A 17720-nucleotide genomic window follows, 5' to 3' on the forward strand; every position below is an offset into this window, starting at 1 on the left:
AGCCGATCGAGGCTGCCCGCCGGAGGCGAATACGCGATCCGGCGGGTGGTTGGGGCCGTTTTGCGGGGGATTTCGCGCGATTTCGGCGCCCCGGCGTGGATGACGCGAGGTCGAGGCGGACGCACTGCCGCTCAGCTTATTGCATGCTCGACGATCAGTTGCACGCGCGAGACGCCATTCCACGTATCGCTTGCGAGGCGGTAGGCGATTGTCGTGCGGTTGGGCAGCGAATCCGTGTGATTGAACCAGATTGCGTTGAAGCGCTGCCGGCCGCGCAGCAGTTGCAGCTTCAGGTGCTTGTCCTTCACCAGCGCTTGCGACGCCACCTCGAATTCGCCGGAAAACACCGGTGCCGGAAAGCCCTGACCCCAGACCGCCGCGTCGAGCATTTCGACGAATTGCGGCGTGAAATAGGCTTCTTCTAGATCGCCGTCGGTTTCGACCACACGGGCGAGCGCGTCTTCGCTGAGCCACTCGCGGCCCACTGCTTCGAAGGCAGTCGTGAAACGCGGCACATCGGCGGCGGCGAGCGTCATGCCGGCAGCCATGGCGTGGCCGCCGAACTTGGCGATCAGACCGGGTTCGCGTTTCGAGATCAGGTCGAGCGCATCGCGCAGATGAAAGCCCCCGATCGAACGGCCCGAGCCTTTGACGAGCACGCCGCTTTCGTCAGCCGGTGCGAAGGTGAAGACGGGCCGGTGGAACTTCTCCTTGATGCGCCCCGCGACGATGCCGATGACGCCCTGATGCCAGCTCGGGTTGAACAGCACGATGGTGGCCGAGCCGGCCGGATCGATCGACGACAGATCTTCGAGTGCCTGCTGTTGCATGCCGGCTTCGATCTCGCGCCGCTCGCGGTTGATCGAATCGAGTTGCTGCGCGAGTTCCCATGCGCGGCCGATGTCGTCGGTGGTCAGGCATTCGATTCCGAGCGACATATCCGAGAGCCGTCCCGCCGCGTTCAGCCGCGGGCCAAGCGCAAAGCCCAGATCGAAACCGGAAGCGCTACGGGCGTCGCGTGCAGCGGCGCGAAACAGCGCCGCCACACCCGGCTGCATCTTGCCTTTGCGAATCCGTTGCAGGCCTTGAGCCACCAGCACGCGATTGTTGCCGTCGAGCTTGACGACGTCGGCCACCGTGCCGAGCGCGACCAGATCGAGCAGGCCGTCCAGACGCGGTTCGGGCCGCGCGTCGTCGAAGGCGCCGCGTTTGCGCAGTTCGGCGCGCAGCGCGAGCAGCACATAGAACATTACGCCGACGCCGGCGATGCATTTGCTCGGGAAGCTGCAACCGGGCTGGTTCGGATTGACGATGGCGCGCGCGGCAGGCAGCTCGTCGCCGGGCAAATGGTGATCGGTGACGAGTACGTCGATGCCGAGCGCGTTGGCCGCTTCCACACCGTCGACGCTGGCGATGCCGTTATCCACGGTGATCAGCAGGTCCGGCTTGCCCGACGAATTGCGTGCTGCTAGCGCGACGATTTCGGGCGTCAGGCCGTAGCCGTATTCGAAGCGGTTCGGCACCAGATAGTCGATGTTCGCGCCGAACATCCGCAGCCCGCGCACGGCAACGGCGCAAGCGGTGGCGCCGTCGCAGTCGTAGTCGGCGACCACCAGCATGCGGCGTTTGCCTTCGATCGAATCGGCGAGCAGCACGGCCGCTTCTTCGCAGCCTTTCAGTTGAGTGGGCGCGACCAGCCGCGCAAGGCCGGTTTCGAGTTCATCCGGCAGGCAGACGCCGCGCGACGCGTACAGACGGGCCAGCACCGGATGCAGGCCATGACGGGTCAACACTTCGGCATCGACGGGGGAGCAGGCGCGCGTAACGATTCGAGTCATGCGGAAAGGCCGGAAAACATGCGGTGGAACGGTAGCTGGGTGATGAAGTGCATCATTCGATAAAGAGCGATGCGAGCACGCGGCGGCGCCAGAATTTGCGCAGATCGCCGCGTGTAATGTTGAGCGTCACCGAGCCGGTGTCGCCGCATAGTGTGAGGCCCAGTTCGCCGAGTTGGCCCGACTGCAAGGCAGCGAGAGCAGGGGCGAACCAGTCGGTTTCGAGCGCGGCGAAGGCCGCATTCCAGCGGCCCCAGTCCTGCTCGATATAGGGCGCGGAAAATGGGTCGAGCTCGACGAGCGTTGTTGATGCCGTTGCTGTGGCGCCGTTGCCGGCTTGCTGAGCACCGCTCGCGCCGTTCGCGCGCGGTGCCGTGGCGGCGCTGGGCGTGAGGGCTGCAAACGAAGCCGGCGGCGGCCCGATCTCGACCCCGCCAGCGGTGAGCCCGAGGCCGCGCGTCGCCGCTGCGTCCGACAGCACTCGCGTGAACGGGCTTTTAACCGGTTGCGCGGCACCTTGCGCATGGAACCAGATGGAATTGACCGCGGGCAGGCCGCGCGCTTCGCGCGCCTCGTTGACCGGATGCTCGAACCACGCCATCTGCACTTCGTTCTGCAGTTTCATCCAGGCGCGCGAGCGCTGGCCGGTGTGGGCTTCGTGCGGCAGCCAGATCTCGATGTTGCGGCCGCTGGCACGCAGCGGCGACGCGCCGGCCAACGTGCCGAAGGCGTCGCTCGCCAGATACCAGCGCGATGGATGGGGCGCCTCGATGCGCACGCCCAGTTCTTCGATCAGCGGCCTCGCGACCTCGAGCAGCGTCGCGGCTTCGGTGTCCGTCAGTTCGAGCGAGGCCGGATCGATCAGGACCAGATGGTCGTGCGCGATGCGTACGTGCACCGGTTGCACGCACGCCCAGGTCGACGTGCCGGGTTCGCCGCCATCGGCGCGCAGCATGTAGGGGGCGAGCGGCGCTTCGTCCGCAGCCCCTTCGCCGCTCGCGACCGTGCCGAACTGACGGGCCACCCAGCGTTCGTGCGGGAGCGTGCGCTGGAAGTCCTCGCCGATCACCCGTTCGACCAGCGTGGCTCTTGCGACCAGCTTGTCGAGGGCGGGACTTTCGATGTTATGCAGCGCGGTGGAGGCGTCGGCTGCAGCGGGCAGCGCGAAGGGCAGGAGGAGTTGAAGACGGTTGGCGTGCATGATGCTCGGCATTGTATGGCAAACTTCGCGCTTGACCGACGGTAGATGAGCGGCAGTGGACGGGCGGCGTCGAAGGGACGGTATTAAGGCTCTGGTAATGTACCCGTGCGGTGCAGCATGGACAGCTCGGTGCACCGCCCCGACGCTGGAAGCGGTACCAGCCCGGCAGCCCCAGCGGTTTGCGCATCGAACCGGAACCATCCGCCCCGATCCGGCACCAATGGTCACGACCCTCGAACTGCATGGCGCGCGGGATTGCCACCGTCATGCGCTGCACCAACGGTCGAACACCGACGCCGCAGCACGAGGCTGAAGAACGCAGAAAAGGATTCGCTTGAAATTTCCCTACGAATGGACAATTGGCTGGCGCTACACCCGCGCCGGCAAACGCACGACCGGTAACGGCTTTATCTCCTTCATCGCGCTCGTCTCGATGTCGGGCATTGCGCTCGGCGTCGCGGCGCTGATCGTCGTGCTGTCGGTGATGAACGGCTTCCAGAAAGAGGTGCGCGACCGCATGCTGTCGGTGCTTGCGCACGTCGAGATCTTTTCGCCGACCGGCTCCATGCCGAACTGGCAGTTGACCGCCAAGGAAGCGAAGCAGAACAAGGAAGTGATCGGCGCGGCGCCGTATGTCGACGCCCAGGCGCTGTTGACCCGTCAGGACGCCGTGAGCGGCGTCGCGCTGCGTGGTGTCGACCCGGCGCTCGAGCCGCAGGTGTCCGATATCTACAAGGAAATGAAAGGCGGCCAACTGTCCGACCTGAAGCCGGGCGATTTCGGCATCGTGCTGGGCGCGGATCTCGCCGCTAACCTGGGTGTGATGGTTGGCGACAAGATCACGCTGGTGGCGCCCGAGGGCACCATCACCCCTGCAGGAATGCTGCCACGCCTGAAGCAGTTCACCGTGGTCGGCGTCTTCGAATCGGGCCACTACGAATACGACAGCACGCTCGCGCTGATCAACATTCAGGACGCGCAGGTGCTGTTCCGGCTCGCTGCGCCCACCGGCGTGCGCTTACGCCTGAAGGACATGCAGCGCGCGCCGGAGGTCGCGCACCAGTTGGCGCGCACGCTTTCCGGTGACCTCTACATCCGCGACTGGACCCAGCAGAACAAGACCTGGTTTTCCGCCGTGCAGATCGAAAAGCGCATGATGTTCATCATCCTTACGCTGATCATTGCGGTGGCGGCGTTCAACCTGGTGTCGTCGCTGGTGATGACGGTGACCAACAAGCAGGCGGATATCGCGATCCTGCGCACGCTTGGCGCGCAGCCCAGCTCGATCATGAAGATCTTCGTGGTGCAGGGCGTGACGATCGGCTTTATCGGTACCGCAACCGGTGTGGCGCTCGGGTGTCTGATCGCGTGGAGCATTCCGTGGCTCGTGCCCATGATCGAGCATCTGCTCGGCGTGCAGTTCCTGCCGCCGTCGGTGTATTTCATCAGCGAGCTGCCGTCCGAGCTGGTGCCCGCAGATGTGATCCGGATCGGCGTGATCGCGTTCGTGCTGGCATCGCTGGCGACGCTGTATCCGAGCTGGCGCGGTGCGAAGGTTCGCCCGGCGGAGGCGCTGCGTTATGAATGATCGTTCCATTGGCCAGGCCATGACCCCAGACAGCGCGCTGCATCCGTATGTCCTCGAAGCGACCGGCATCTCGAAGTCGTTCGTGCAGGGCGGCCTGAACGTGCAGGTGCTGAACAACACAGAACTGTCAGTGCGGCGCGGCGAGAAGCTGGCAATCGTCGGCGCGTCGGGTTCCGGCAAGAGCACACTGTTGCACGTGCTGGGCGGCCTCGACGATCCGAGCACGGGCGAAGTCTCGGTGCTGGGTAAGCCGTTCACGAAACTCTCGGAGCGTGAGCGCAACGAACTACGCAATCGCGCGCTCGGTTTTGTGTATCAGTTCCATCATCTGCTGGCGGAATTCACTGCGCTCGACAATGTCGCGATGCCGCTGCGCATCCGCCGCATGCCAACTGACGAGGCGCGTCGCACGGCATTGCAGACGCTGGAACGCGTGGGCCTCGCGCATCGCGCGAAACACCGCCCGGGCGAGCTCTCGGGCGGCGAGCGTCAGCGTGTGGCGATCGCGCGTGCGCTCGTCACGAACCCGGCCTGCGTGCTGGCTGACGAGCCCACCGGCAATCTCGATGGCGGCACCGCGGATTCGGTGTTTAACCTGATGCTCGAACTGTCGCAAACCTTCGATACCAGCTTCGTGATCGTCACGCACGATCCCGATCTGGCGGCGCGCTGCGATCGCATCATGCGTCTGCGCGACGGCGTGCTGCACGAAGAGCCGCACGTTCCGGTCTAACGTCTTTTGCTGCCGGGGCGCCAGCATGTGGATCGATACGCACTGCCATCTCGACGCGTCGGAATTCGACGCGGATCGTGACGCGGTCGCTTCTGCGGCTTGCGAGGCAGGCGTAGCGCGCATCGTGATTCCGGGTGTGGCGCGCGAGAACTTCGCGCGGGTGCGTGAACTCGCGCATCGCGTGAAGGGCGGTGCGTACGCGCTCGGGATTCATCCGCTCTTTACGCCCGGTGCGCAGGACGCCGATCTCGACGTGCTCCGCATGGAGATCGAAGCAAGTCTGGACGATCCGCTGTTTGTCGGACTTGGGGAAATCGGCCTCGATTATTTCGTCGCGGGCCTCGACGATGGGCGTCAGCAGTTCTTTTACAACGAGCAGCTGAAACTCGCGCACGAATTCGATTTGCCGGTGATTTGCCACGTGCGCAAATCGCAGGACCAGGTGCTCAAAGGCTTGCGCCGGCATAGCGTGCATCGCGGCATCGCCCATGCGTTCAACGGCAGTTTTCAGCAGGCCCAGGCGTTCATCGATCACGGCATGCATCTTGGCTTCGGCGGCAATCTGACGTTCGAGCGCGCGCTGCAGATTCGTCGTCTCGCGGCGCAATTGCCGCTCGATGCGCTGGTGGTCGAAACCGACGCGCCGGACATCGCTCCTTCATGGCTTTATCGCCAACGCAATACGCCGGACCAGATTCCCGCCATCGGCGCGGGACTCGCGCAACTGCGCGGCATCGGCGTAGACGAGCTTTCCATAGGCACAACGGCTAACGCTCACGCCGCGCTGCCGCGGCTAGCACTTTCGTCTGCATAATCTTTCCTGGTGGTTCGCGCCGGGCGGAACACGCGTCCGGTAATTCGTCTGAAATGGCTTCTGACCTGCATGCGTTGGCTACGCCCGGTGGCATTGGGTGGCAGTCCGGCGCGGCCGGCTGGCGAGCAGGGCGGAGGGCGAATGCGGGCAGTGTGGTGTGGTTTTGCGTTGGGTGTGATTGTCTTGCAGCAGCAGGCGGCATTGCCTGTGTGGCGCGAGTGGCTTGTGCTGTTGCTGATATCTGGCGGCGCGCTCGCTTGGGCTTGCTGGTGCTTGCGAGGGCAGAGAAGCTGCACGGCCGCTCGGTGCGCGTCAGCCTGGTGGTACGGGATACGCTGGCGTGTGTACACCGGTTGGTGCGCGGTCTTGTTGGCCGCAGCATGTGTCGGATTCGGTTATGCAGCCTGGCGGGCCGAAATGCGTCTTGCCCTGAGCTTGCCTACCGCGTGGGAGGGACGCGACCTCGAAGTGCAGGGCGCCATTCGAGGTCTGCCGAGCCGTGACGAGAAGGGCGCGCGCTTTCTGTTCGACGTGGATTCTGTTGCTGCGCCGATCGAACATTTTCCTCGCACGATTCAACTGGCGTGGATCGATCAGAAGGGCCCGCCGCCGCCATTGCTCGAACCCGGCGCGCGCTGGCGTCTGACGGTACGGCTCAAGCGTCCGCACAGCAATGCCAACTTCGGCGTGCGCGACGCCGAAGCGGGCTTGCTGGCACGCAATGTCCGCGCAACGGGTTATGTCAATGCGCCTGCTACGGCACGGCGTCTCGATGGTTACGCGGGCGGCCTGGGTGTCAGCGTGGACCGCTGGCGCGCGGCACTGCGTGCGCGCATCGACACCGTGCTGGCCGACGCCCCGCATCGCGGCATTGTCGTGGCGCTCGCGGTCGGCGCGCAGGACGAGGTCAGCGCCGCCGACTGGCTGCTGATGCGCGCCACCGGCACGAGCCACCTGGTGGCCATCTCCGGTCTGCACATTGGTTTCGTTGCGGGCCTCGCCGGATGGCTGGCCGGCGCGCTGTGGCGGCGGTCGGGCCTGGTTGGGCGCAACTGGCCGTTGCGAATTCCGGCGCAACTCGTCGCGGTGACTGCGGGGACGATGTTCGCTGCGCTGCATGCGGCGCTCGCCGGGTTCAATGTGCCGGCGCAACGGGCATTGTGGATGGCGGGTGTGGTGGCGTTGGCGTTTGTCAGCGGACGCAGTGTCGCGCCGTCGTGGGTGTTGGCCTGGGCGCTTGGTCTTGTGCTGTTGCTTGATCCGTGGGCGCCGGTGTCCGCGGGGTTCTGGCTGTCGTTCTGCGCGGTGGCGGCGATCCTGTATGCGATGTCGGGGCGGCCGCGTGTGCGGGCGGATGAGCGCGGCGATGGAGCGGGGGGTGGGCCTGGCGTTGATCCTGATGCAGGCGGTGGCGGTGGCGGTGGCGGTGGCGGTGGCGGTGGCGGTGGCGGTGGCAGTGGCAGTGGCAGTGCTGGCGTCGGTGCAGCTAGCGGCCAGGCTACCACGCATTTCTCCACCCGCCTGCTCCGCGTCGTATGCGCCCGTGGCCGGGCGCTCATCGAGCGTATGCGCGGTGCCGCACACGTCCAGTTTGCGGTGACGATCGCGCTTGCCCCGCTCACTATCTACTGGTTCTCGCAGATTCCATTGATCGGGCCACTCGCCAATGCGTTTGCGATTCCCTGGGTCAGTCTGTTCGTCACTCCCGCAGTATTGGCCGGCGTCGCGTTGCCGATGCCTGTCGACGCGTATGCGTTTCGTGCCGCCCATGCTTTGCTCGAACTGCTCGTCGCGGGATTGCAGATGTTGTCCGGCCCTGGCTGGACGCTCTGGCGCTTGCCGCAGCCGAATGGCTGGGTGCTGGCCGTCGCGGCGGTGGGTGTCGTCTGGTGTCTCGCTCCGCGCGGCTGGCCGTTACGCTGGGCAGCGCCGCTAACGTGGCTGCCGCTTCTGTTGCCACCTCCTCCGGGGCCGCCGTCGGGCTCGTTCAGATTGACCGCGCTCGACATCGGCCAGGGTTCGTCGATCCTCGTCGAAACGACCCATCACGCGTTGCTGTTCGACGCGGGCCCAGGGCCGGAGTCGACCCACGCCGGCGAGCGGGTGGTGGTGCCGTATCTGCACGCCAACGGCGTGTACACGCTCGACACGATGGTGATCAGCCATGAGGATTCCGATCACTCGGGCGGCGCGCCGGCCGTATTGCAAGGCGTCGAGGTGCGCCAGTTGCTGGGCGGCCTCGTGCCGTCGAATGCGCTTTGGGACAAAGCCCGTGCCGTCGGTGCCGACACGGTGCGCTGTGCGGCGGGGCAGCACTGGCAATGGGACGGCGTCGATTTCAGCATTCTCTGGCCCGACCCCGGGCCGTTATCAGGCAATCCGAATGCGCATTGCTGCGTGCTGCGTGTCAGTATCGCGGGCTCCGGCGAATCTCCTGGTCACACAACTGGCAGCCCCGCCGCGCCCAGTGTCAGCGCGCTGCTGGCTGCGGATATCGAGGCACCGGTTGAGCGTATCCTGCTGGCGCGGGATCGCTCGGCGCTGCCCGCACAGATCCTTGTCGTGCCGCATCACGGCAGCAAGACTTCGTCGACCGAGCCGTTCCTCGACTCTATCGAGCCGCTTGTCGCGGTATTTCAGGTAGGCTATCGCAACCGTTTTCATCATCCGAATCCGGGTGTCTTCGAACGCTATCTGGGACGGCACATCGAACTCACGCGCAGCGACACCGACGGCGCGGTGCAAATCATGGCGGCGGGCAACCGTGCGCAGGGCTACCTGGCGGCGGGCAACCGTGCGCAGGGCAACCTGGCGGCGGGCGACCATGCGCAGGGCACCTTGCCGGCGGGCACTCATGCACACAGCGACCCGGCGCAGGACGCACCATCGCCGCCCGCCACACTCACGCTCGAACGGTATCGCACTGCGTATCACCGGTACTGGATGGACCGATGAAGGACGCTCGCGCCACACCCGGCCGGGCGCCTCGCGCAACATAATCAGGAACGGAGACAGCAGCACTTGAAAAACATCATTCACTTCTCCCACGCCAACGGTTTCCCGGCGTCGACCTACCGGACCATCTTTGCCGAGCTCGCCGACGACTACGAGGTCCGCTTCATCGAGCGCATCGGCCATGACACGCGCTTTCCTGTGACGCAGGACTGGCCGCATCTGGTGGAGCAGTTGCTGGACGACATCAGCCGGTCATACGAGCAACCGGTCTGGCTGGTCGGTCATTCGCTCGGCGGCTATCTTTCACTGATGGCGGCGTTGAAGAAGCCGCAGTGGGTGAGGGGCGTCGTGATGCTCGACTCCCCGGTGATCGCTGGCTGGCGCAGCAGCATGCTACGCGTGTCGCAATGGACCGGGCTCGACGAACGTCTCTCGCCGGCGGCCGCGACCCGCACGCGCCGAACGCAGTGGGCGAGCCGCGATGAAGCGTGGCGCCACTTTCATTCGAAACCCGCCTTCGCGCGCTGGGACGAACGGATGCTGTCCGACTATATCGACTTCGGCATTCCACAAGCCTCGCCTGACGGCAGTCGCGCGCTCGCCTTCGACCGGCGCACCGAATACAGGATCTACAAGACCTTGCCGCACACGCTCGGCTCGCGGCTGGCGCGTGGCGCGCCGGTGCCGGTCGGCTTCATCGCCGGGACCCATTCGAAGGAGATTCGCCAGGCCGGGCTGGAGGCCACACGCCGCGTTACCGGGGGCCACCTGGAATGGATCCAGGGCAGCCATCTCTATCCGATGGAGAAACCGATCGAAACCGCGCGGGCCGTGCAGCGGATGCTGCGCGAACTCGAACGGCCGCCTGCCTGATGAACGGTGGCACGGCACCACGGAGGCTGCCGCGAACGTCGCGCGGCGCCGTTTATCCGCTCCCACAGGCGCGCTTGACTTCCATTAACAATTGAACCTGCACAACGAACGTCGCAAGCGTTAACATGCAGGCAAGCAGTCCTGCATGTCACGTGGAAGTCCGGGCAGCAGGTCAGCCGCAAGGAAAGGGGAAAGCAGCAAGGCAACAAGATAGCAACCGCTTGACAACAACAACGTCGCTACCGCAGGGCTTCATGCAGTAGCAACAGGCGGCGCAGAAAACGGTGCAGGATCGGCGCGGATGCCGCGCATTTTGCTGGGTTGAGACCCTGCTTTACGGTATAATCCGTTTTTCCCGCGAGCATCCAGCGATGACCAAATATGTTTTCGTCACCGGCGGCGTAGTTTCTTCCCTCGGCAAGGGTATTGCCGCCGCTTCCCTCGCCGCGATCCTCGAATCGCGCGGTCTGAAAGTCACCCTCCTCAAACTCGATCCCTACATCAATGTCGACCCCGGCACGATGAGCCCGTTTCAACACGGCGAAGTGTTCGTGACGGAAGACGGAGCGGAGACCGACCTCGACCTCGGCCACTACGAGCGCTTCATCAGTACGAAGATGCGCAAGGCCAACAACTTCACCACGGGCCAGATTTACGAGTCGGTCATCCGCAAGGAACGGCGCGGCGACTATCTGGGCAAAACCGTGCAGGTAATCCCGCACATCACGAACGAAATCCAGGCCTTTATCGAGCGCGGCGCAGCGTCTGCGACGTGCGGTGAGCCGGATGTCGCGATCGTCGAAGTCGGCGGTACGGTGGGCGATATCGAATCGCTGCCGTTCCTCGAAGCCGCTCGTCAGATGAGCCTGCGTCTCGGCCGCAACAGCGCGTGCTTCGTGCACCTGACGCTGGTGCCCTGGGTCGCGACGGCCGGTGAATTGAAAACCAAGCCTACCCAGCACAGTGTGCAGAAGCTGCGCGAAATCGGTATCTCGCCGCACGTGCTGTTGTGCCGTGCCGACCGTCCGATTCCGGACGACGAACGGGCGAAGATCTCGATGTTCTCCAACGTGCCGGAAGACGCGGTGATCTCGGTGTGGGACGCGGACAGCATCTACAAGATTCCGCAGATGCTGCATGACCAGGGCATGGACGCGATCGTCTGCGAAGAGCTCCGGCTCACGCCGAAGCCCGCTGACCTCTCCCTGTGGGCGGCAATGGTCGGCAAGCTCGAACATCCGCAGCATCAGGTCACCATCGGCATGGTTGGCAAGTATGTCGACCTGACGGAGTCGTACAAGTCGCTGATCGAAGCGCTGCGCCATGCGTCGATTCATACGTCGACCAAGGTCAACATCGAATACATCGACTCGGAAGAGATCGAAACGCAAGGCGTCGAGAGCCTCAAGCATCTCGACGCCGTGCTGGTGCCGGGCGGCTTCGGCCGGCGCGGTACCGAAGGCAAGATCGCGGCCATCCGCTATGCGCGTGAAGCGAAGGTGCCGTACCTTGGCATCTGTCTCGGCATGCAGCTCGCGGTGATCGAATTCGCTCGCGACGTGGTCGGTCTGAAGGACGCGAACAGCACCGAGTTCGATCCCGGCACACCGAACCGCGTGGTCGCGCTGATCACCGAGTGGTACGACCGTGACGGCCGCGTCGAAAAGCGCACCGAAGAGTCGGACCTCGGCGGCACAATGCGTCTCGGTTCGCAGCGTTGCCCGATCAAGCCGGGCACGATGGCCGAAGAGATCTATGGCAAGGACGTGAACGAGCGTCACCGTCACCGTTATGAAGTCAATAACCGCTTCGTGCCCCAGCTCGAAGGCGGTGGCCTTATCATCAGCGCCCGTACCCCGAGCGAAGATCTGCCGGAAATGATGGAATTGCCGCGTGACATGCACCCGTGGTTCGTCGGCGTGCAGTTCCACCCGGAATTCACGTCCACTCCGCGTGACGGTCATCCGTTGTTCAAGTCGTTCGTCGAGGCGGCGCTGGCGCATCAGCAGCACCAGCAGCCGGTCGTCGAGGAGAAAGCATGAAACTAGGCGATTTCGAAATCGGCCTGAACAAGCCGTTTTTCCTGATCGCGGGCACCTGCGTCGTCGAATCCGAACAGATGACGATCGACGTCGCCGGCAAGCTCAAGGAAATCTGCGCGAAGCTGGAGATCCCGTTCATCTACAAATCGTCATACGACAAGGCCAATCGCAGCAGCGGCAAGTCGTTTCGCGGTCTGGGCATGGACGAAGGCTTGCACATCCTGTCGGAAGTGAAGCGCCAGCTTGGCGTGCCGGTGTTGACCGATGTGCATGCTGAACACGAGATCGAGCAGGTTGCGTCAGTCGTCGACGTGCTGCAGACGCCGGCGTTCCTGTGCCGCCAGACCGATTTCATTCATGCGTGCGCGCGTTCGGGCAAGCCGGTCAACATCAAGAAGGGCCAGTTTCTCGCACCGCACGACATGAAGAACGTGATTGACAAGGCACGCGACGCTGCGCGTGAAGCAGGTCTGTCGGAAGACCGCTTCATGGCTTGCGAGCGTGGTGTCTCGTTCGGTTATAACAACCTGGTTTCGGACATGCGCTCGATCGCGATCATGCGCGAAACTGGCGCGCCGGTCGTGTTCGACGCTACCCACTCGGTGCAGTTGCCGGGCGGGCAGGGCACCAGCTCGGGCGGTCAGCGCGAATTTGTGCCGGTGCTCGCGCGTGCTGCTGTGGCGACCGGTGTGGCCGGGCTCTTCATGGAGACTCATCCGAAGCCTGCGGAAGCGAAGTCCGACGGTCCGAACGCTGTGCCGCTGCATCGTATGGCCGATTTGCTCGAAACTTTGGTGACGCTCGATCGGGCTGTGAAGCGTACGCCGTTCCTCGAAAGCGATTTCAACTGATGCTGACCCGTGTGCTGTGTCGACCCGCTAGCCGGCGCAGTGCGTCTGAATCCGCTTTGAACCCCGATCTGAACCCAATGGTCGTCCAAGGTGTCTGGTTAGAGGCTGTGCTTCGTACGCCGGACGCTGTTTCACCGTAAGAATCCAACGTCATTTCTTGAGGAAACCATGAGTGCTATCGTAGATATCATCGGTCGAGAGATTCTCGATTCGCGAGGCAACCCCACCGTCGAATGCGACGTGCTGCTCGAGTCGGGCACGATGGGCCGCGCTGCGGTGCCGTCGGGTGCATCGACGGGCTCGCGCGAAGCGATCGAACTGCGCGACGGTGAAACCGGCCGTTACGGCGGCAAGGGCGTGCTGAAGGCTGTCGAGCACATCAACACCGAAATCTCCGAAGCGATCATGGGCCTCGACGCTTCCGAGCAAGCTTTCCTCGACAAGACCCTGCTCGAACTCGACGGCACCGAGAACAAGTCGCGCCTCGGCGCGAACGCCATGCTGGCTGTGTCCATGGCGGTGGCCAAGGCTGCCGCTGAAGAAGCCGGCCTGCCGCTGTACCGCTACTTCGGCGGCTCGGGCGCGATGCAACTGCCGGTGCCGATGATGAACATCGTCAACGGTGGCGCGCACGCCAACAACAGCCTGGACATCCAGGAATTCATGATTGTGCCGGTCAGCCAGCCGACCTTCCGCGAAGCACTGCGCTGCGGCGCCGAAGTGTTCCACGCGCTGAAGAAGATCCTGAGCGACCGTGGCATGAGCACGGCCGTGGGCGACGAAGGTGGCTTCGCGCCGAACTTCGGCAGCAACGACGAATGTCTGTCGACGATCCTGCAAGCCATCGAGAAAGCCGGCTACCGCGCGGGTGAAGACGTGCTGCTGGCACTCGACTGCGCTGCGAGCGAGTTCTACCACGACGGCAAGTACCAGTTGGCGGGCGAAGGCCTGCAACTGTCGTCGACGGAGTTTGCGGACTACCTGGCGAATCTGGCCGACAAGTTCCCGATCGTCTCGATCGAAGACGGCATGCACGAAAGCGACTGGGCCGGCTGGAAGATCTTGACCGACAAGCTCGGCAAGAAGATCCAGCTGGTGGGCGACGACCTGTTCGTCACCAACACGCGCATCCTGAAGGAAGGCATTGAGAAGGGTATCGCTAACTCGATCCTGATCAAGATCAACCAGATCGGCACGCTGACGGAAACCTTCGCCGCGATCGAAATGGCCAAGCGCGCCGGCTATACGGCCGTGATCTCGCACCGCTCGGGCGAAACGGAAGATTCGACGATTGCCGATATCGCCGTTGGCCTGAACGCCGGTCAGATCAAGACCGGTTCGCTCTCGCGCAGCGACCGCATCTCGAAGTACAACCAGTTGCTGCGCATTGAAGAGGATCTCGGCGATATCGCCAGCTACCCGGGCAAGTCGGCGTTCTACAATCTGCGTTGATCGCTAGTCTTGATCATGAGGTCGAATGCAGGTTTTGACCGTTGAGCCGGTTCTCCTTCGTTTCTGATTCAGCACGCCGCCCTGCGTATAGCGCAGGGCGGCGTGTATTTATTGTGCTTACCTCATGCGGCTTGTCACTGCTGTCCTGATCGTACTGCTGGCCCTGATCCAGTACCCACTCTGGTGGGGGCATGGGGGCTGGCTGCGCGTGCATGAGCTGCAAGGCGAACTGGCGCAGCAGATGCAGAAGAACGCGGACGAGAAGCTGCGCAACGAACGCATTGCGGGTGAAGTGCAGGATCTGCAGAATGGTACGGCCGCAGTGGAAGAGCGCGCGCGTTACGAGATGGGTATGGTGAAGGACGGCGAAGTGTTCGTGCAGTTCGTCGCGCCTAACGCGCCGTTGCCTACGCCGAATAACGCGTCGGTCACCACATCGACGCGTGGCGAGGTGTCCGCGGCGCCGGTGCGCGTGGTGCCGAATCCCGAATCGCGCGCGAAGCCGGATCGCAAGCGCGCCGGCAGGGACACGAAAGACAAGGGTTCGAAAGAGAAGAAGCCGGCGCAATAAGCCGGGTTGGCCTGCCCGCATGTGCGAGCAGGCGTTTCTGCTTAATGCCGTTAATGCCGCTGGTCCGCAGCGGGCGAGACGCCTTGCGACAGCTCGCTGGCAACAAACAGTTGCGCCACGTCGACCGGATCGAATTCGTAACGCTGATTGCAGAACTCGCAGTGAATCTCGACGTGGCCGCGTTCTTCGATCACGCTATCCACTTCTTCGCGGCCCAGCATTTTCAGCATCGCACCGACTTTCTCACGCGAGCAGCTACATTCGAAACGTGCAGGCGCGGGTTCGAAATGCTGGACGTTTTCCTGCCAGAAGAGGCGCCGGAATACGGTCTCCGGTTCTTCCTTGAGCAGTTCCTCCTGCGACAGCGTGCCGCCGAGCGTGCACACGCGTTCCCACGTATCCACGTCGAGATCGCCGGGGTGCGGGACGATGCCGCCGTCGCCGGGCAGCTTCTGCAACAGCATGCCGACCGCGCGCTCGGTGTTGGCCGCAAGCCACAAGCGCGTATCGAGCTGCTCGGAGTGGTGCATGTAATGCTCGAGCACTTCCGCCATTGACTTGAGCGGACCGTCGAGGCCCGACAGCGGCACGATCCCCTGGTAGGGCTGCTGGCCCGGCTGCTTGACGCGCGGGTCGAGCGTGATTACGCAGCGGCCGTGACCGCTGGCGTTGACGAGCTCGATCAGCGTGGTGTCGTCGCCGATAGTGGCGTCCGCTTCGCCAGAAAACTTGGCGGTGGCGCGCATCGACAGGTTGGAGCTGCATTGCACTACCAGCATCTTGACCGGACCGTCGCCGAAAATCTGCATGATGAGCGTGCCGTCGAACTTCAGGTTCGCCGAGAGCAGCGCGCAGGCGGCCATCATTTCGCCGAGTATCGTGCGCACCGGCGCCGGATAGTCGCGGCGGGTCAGCACTTCTTGCCACGTATTGCGCAGCGAAACGATTTCGCCGCGCACGGGCGCCGCGCTGAACATGAATTTTTGCAACTGGTCGTTCACAACTTTTCCTCGGTCGAATCGCGCAGCTTGATGCGATGCTGCGCTTGCGCACTGTGCGCGAGCGGCATGGTTAGCCGATACGCACGAGTTGCGCCTTGAAATAGGCGCGCCGCTCGGCGTAATTGGCAGCGTTACGGCGCAGGCCGGCGATGTCGGCCTCCGTCAGTTCGCGCACGACCTTGGCCGGCGCGCCCAGAATCAGCGAATTGTCAGGAAATACCTTGCCCTCGGTGACGATGGCGCCTGCTCCGACCAGACAGTTGCGGCCAATTACCGCTCCATTCAAGACCACCGCCTGAATTCCGATGAGTGCGCCTTCCCTGACGGTGCAGCCGTGCAGCATGGCTTGATGGCCAATTGTCACGTTGGCTTCGATGGTCAGCGGATAGCCCGGATCGGTATGCAGGACTGCGTTTTCCTGGATGTTGCTGCCCGGGCCTACCGAGATCAGTTCGTTGTCACCGCGAATGGCTGCGCCAAACCAGACGCTCGAATTTTCTTCGAGTTCGACTTTACCGATGATGGTCGCGGTATCCGCGACGAACACGCTTTCGTGGATGGTCGGCGCTGCGTCGCCAAGCTTGTAAATTGCCACAATGTCTCCGGTCCCAGGCTTCTGCATCCATGCAAGATGGTTGCTGTTGATCGGTCGCCGCACCGCCGTCGGCGGGCGTAGGGGTAGTGCAAACGGCTGCGCGAATGGTGCGCGCCGTGTGGTTGAATGGCGTATTGTAAACGGTTGTGTGGAGAGACCGCTCGGTGGGCCGGCAGCCTTGCGGCGTGCGTTTTTAATCCTTTCCAAGCCACTTTCCTGCCCCGCCAGGATCGCCACGACCGTCACGATGAATTCCGCCGTTCCCGTTGTACCCCACCTGTCGCGTTGTGCCCGTGCCGAGGCACTCGAAGTATTGCGCCAGTCCGATCCGCAGGCGAAGGCCGCCGCAGCGCGGACCCTATACGCCGACGTGCTGGCCCTCGCCGCGGTCTGCTCGCCGTCCCTGCTGATCGACGAACCGCCCGGCTTGCCAGGACGGCCCGGCCGCCCGGAGCTGGTGGAGCCGCGCAAACTGGGCCGCCGCAGTATGCAGTCCCCTGAAGGACGCGCCGTGCTGTTGCACGCGCTCGCCCATATCGAGTTCAACGCGATCAACCTGGCACTCGACGCGGTCTGGCGCTTTAGCGGCATGCCCCCGGCGTTCTACACCGACTGGCTCAAGGTGGCGGCAGAGGAAGCCCATCACTTTTCGCTACTGGTCGCACGGCTTGCCGAGTTCGGTCACGCTTACGGCGATTTTGCCGCCCACGATGGCCTGTGGGATATGTGCGAACGCACGCGCGGCGACGTATTGGCGCGTATGGCGCTGGTGCCGCGCACACTGGAAGCACGCGGCCTCGACGCCTCGCCGCCGATCCGTGCGAGGCTCCAGCAGGCGGGCGACCACGCTTCGGCGGCGATTCTCGACGTCATCCTGCGCGACGAGATCGGCCACGTGCTGATCGGCAACCGCTGGTTCCGCCACCTGTGCGACGAGGGCGGTCTCGACCCGCACACCACTTACGCGCAGCTCGCCGACCAGTATCACGCACCGAAATTACGTGGTCCGTTCAATTTCGAAGCCCGTCGCGACGCCGGTTTCGACGAAGCCGAACTGGCCGCGCTGGCCGGCCTAGAGCCGACTCCGCCAGCCACAGATTGAGCCGGTTGCGCCGGTCGCACATCGAGCCGCCTCTCGATACGTCGCACCTTCCGCTTGCCCGCTATCTCGCTATAATCGAACGACCATTCTTTTTTAGGCCCGATGCG

General features: G+C 63.9%; 14 protein-coding genes. 10 read left to right on the plus strand and 4 right to left on the minus strand.

All coding sequences use genetic code 11. The features are described from left to right. Positions 1-131: 131 nt before the first annotated feature. Both recJ and BUS06_RS10250 read right to left on the minus strand, forming a co-directional pair. Positions 132-1838, minus strand: coding sequence for a single-stranded-DNA-specific exonuclease RecJ (gene recJ, locus BUS06_RS10245; RefSeq protein ID WP_074264164.1), 1707 nt, complete (start codon positions 1836-1838; stop codon positions 132-134). A gap of 52 nt (positions 1839-1890) precedes the next feature. Next, positions 1891-3048 carry a regulator gene (locus BUS06_RS10250; protein WP_074264165.1) on the minus strand — a complete coding sequence of 386 codons (1158 nt, stop codon included), beginning with the start codon at positions 3046-3048 and terminating at the stop codon, positions 1891-1893. Between the two features lie 322 nt (positions 3049-3370). On the opposite strand from BUS06_RS10250, the gene BUS06_RS10255 reads away from it, so the two are divergent. From BUS06_RS10255 to ftsB, 9 genes are all read left to right on the plus strand, one after another. Next, a complete protein-coding gene (locus BUS06_RS10255; protein ID WP_074264166.1) occupies positions 3371-4624 on the plus strand; it encodes a lipoprotein-releasing ABC transporter permease subunit in 1254 nt (417 codons plus the stop codon). Continuing rightward, on the plus strand, positions 4617-5357 hold the full coding sequence (lolD, locus tag BUS06_RS10260; RefSeq protein WP_074264167.1) for a lipoprotein-releasing ABC transporter ATP-binding protein LolD: 741 nt from the start codon (positions 4617-4619) through the stop codon (positions 5355-5357). The genes BUS06_RS10255 and lolD overlap by 8 nt, the downstream gene beginning before the upstream one ends. 25 nt (positions 5358-5382) lie before the next feature. Beyond that, positions 5383-6171 carry a TatD family hydrolase gene (locus BUS06_RS10265; RefSeq protein WP_074264168.1) on the plus strand — a complete coding sequence of 263 codons (789 nt, stop codon included), beginning with the start codon at positions 5383-5385 and terminating at the stop codon, positions 6169-6171. Between the two features lie 141 nt (positions 6172-6312). Beyond that, positions 6313-9126 carry a ComEC/Rec2 family competence protein gene (locus BUS06_RS10270; RefSeq protein ID WP_074264169.1) on the plus strand — a complete coding sequence of 938 codons (2814 nt, stop codon included), beginning with the start codon at positions 6313-6315 and terminating at the stop codon, positions 9124-9126. Positions 9127-9192: 66 nt separating this feature from the next. Next, positions 9193-9999: an alpha/beta fold hydrolase gene (locus BUS06_RS10275; protein WP_074264170.1), complete on the plus strand. Its 807-nt coding sequence runs from the start codon at positions 9193-9195 to the stop codon at positions 9997-9999. Between the two features lie 371 nt (positions 10000-10370). Continuing rightward, positions 10371-12041 carry a CTP synthase gene (locus tag BUS06_RS10280; RefSeq protein WP_074264171.1) on the plus strand — a complete coding sequence of 557 codons (1671 nt, stop codon included), beginning with the start codon at positions 10371-10373 and terminating at the stop codon, positions 12039-12041. Further along, entirely contained in the window at positions 12038-12892 is an 855-nt protein-coding gene (gene kdsA, locus BUS06_RS10285) for a 3-deoxy-8-phosphooctulonate synthase (protein WP_074264172.1), read from the plus strand. Before BUS06_RS10280 ends, kdsA begins: the two co-directional genes overlap by 4 nt. 168 nt (positions 12893-13060) lie before the next feature. Beyond that, a complete protein-coding gene (eno, locus tag BUS06_RS10290; RefSeq protein WP_074264173.1) occupies positions 13061-14344 on the plus strand; it encodes a phosphopyruvate hydratase in 1284 nt (427 codons plus the stop codon). Between the two features lie 124 nt (positions 14345-14468). Further along, entirely contained in the window at positions 14469-14915 is a 447-nt protein-coding gene (gene ftsB, locus BUS06_RS10295) for a cell division protein FtsB (RefSeq protein ID WP_074264174.1), read from the plus strand. 50 nt (positions 14916-14965) lie between these two features. Here ftsB and hslO read toward each other — a convergent pair whose 3' ends face one another. Both hslO and BUS06_RS10305 read right to left on the minus strand, forming a co-directional pair. Further along, positions 14966-15916 carry an Hsp33 family molecular chaperone HslO gene (gene hslO, locus BUS06_RS10300; RefSeq protein WP_074264175.1) on the minus strand — a complete coding sequence of 317 codons (951 nt, stop codon included), beginning with the start codon at positions 15914-15916 and terminating at the stop codon, positions 14966-14968. A gap of 70 nt (positions 15917-15986) precedes the next feature. Next, positions 15987-16511, minus strand: coding sequence for a gamma carbonic anhydrase family protein (locus BUS06_RS10305; RefSeq protein WP_074266014.1), 525 nt, complete (start codon positions 16509-16511; stop codon positions 15987-15989). Positions 16512-16758: 247 nt separating this feature from the next. Between BUS06_RS10305 and BUS06_RS10310 the strand changes: the two genes are divergently transcribed. Continuing rightward, on the plus strand, positions 16759-17613 hold the full coding sequence (locus BUS06_RS10310; protein ID WP_074264176.1) for a ferritin-like domain-containing protein: 855 nt from the start codon (positions 16759-16761) through the stop codon (positions 17611-17613). Positions 17614-17720: the final 107 nt, after the last annotated feature.

The sequence above is a fragment of the Paraburkholderia phenazinium genome (genome assembly GCF_900141745.1).
In the GTDB taxonomy this organism is placed as follows: domain Bacteria; phylum Pseudomonadota; class Gammaproteobacteria; order Burkholderiales; family Burkholderiaceae; genus Paraburkholderia; species Paraburkholderia phenazinium_B.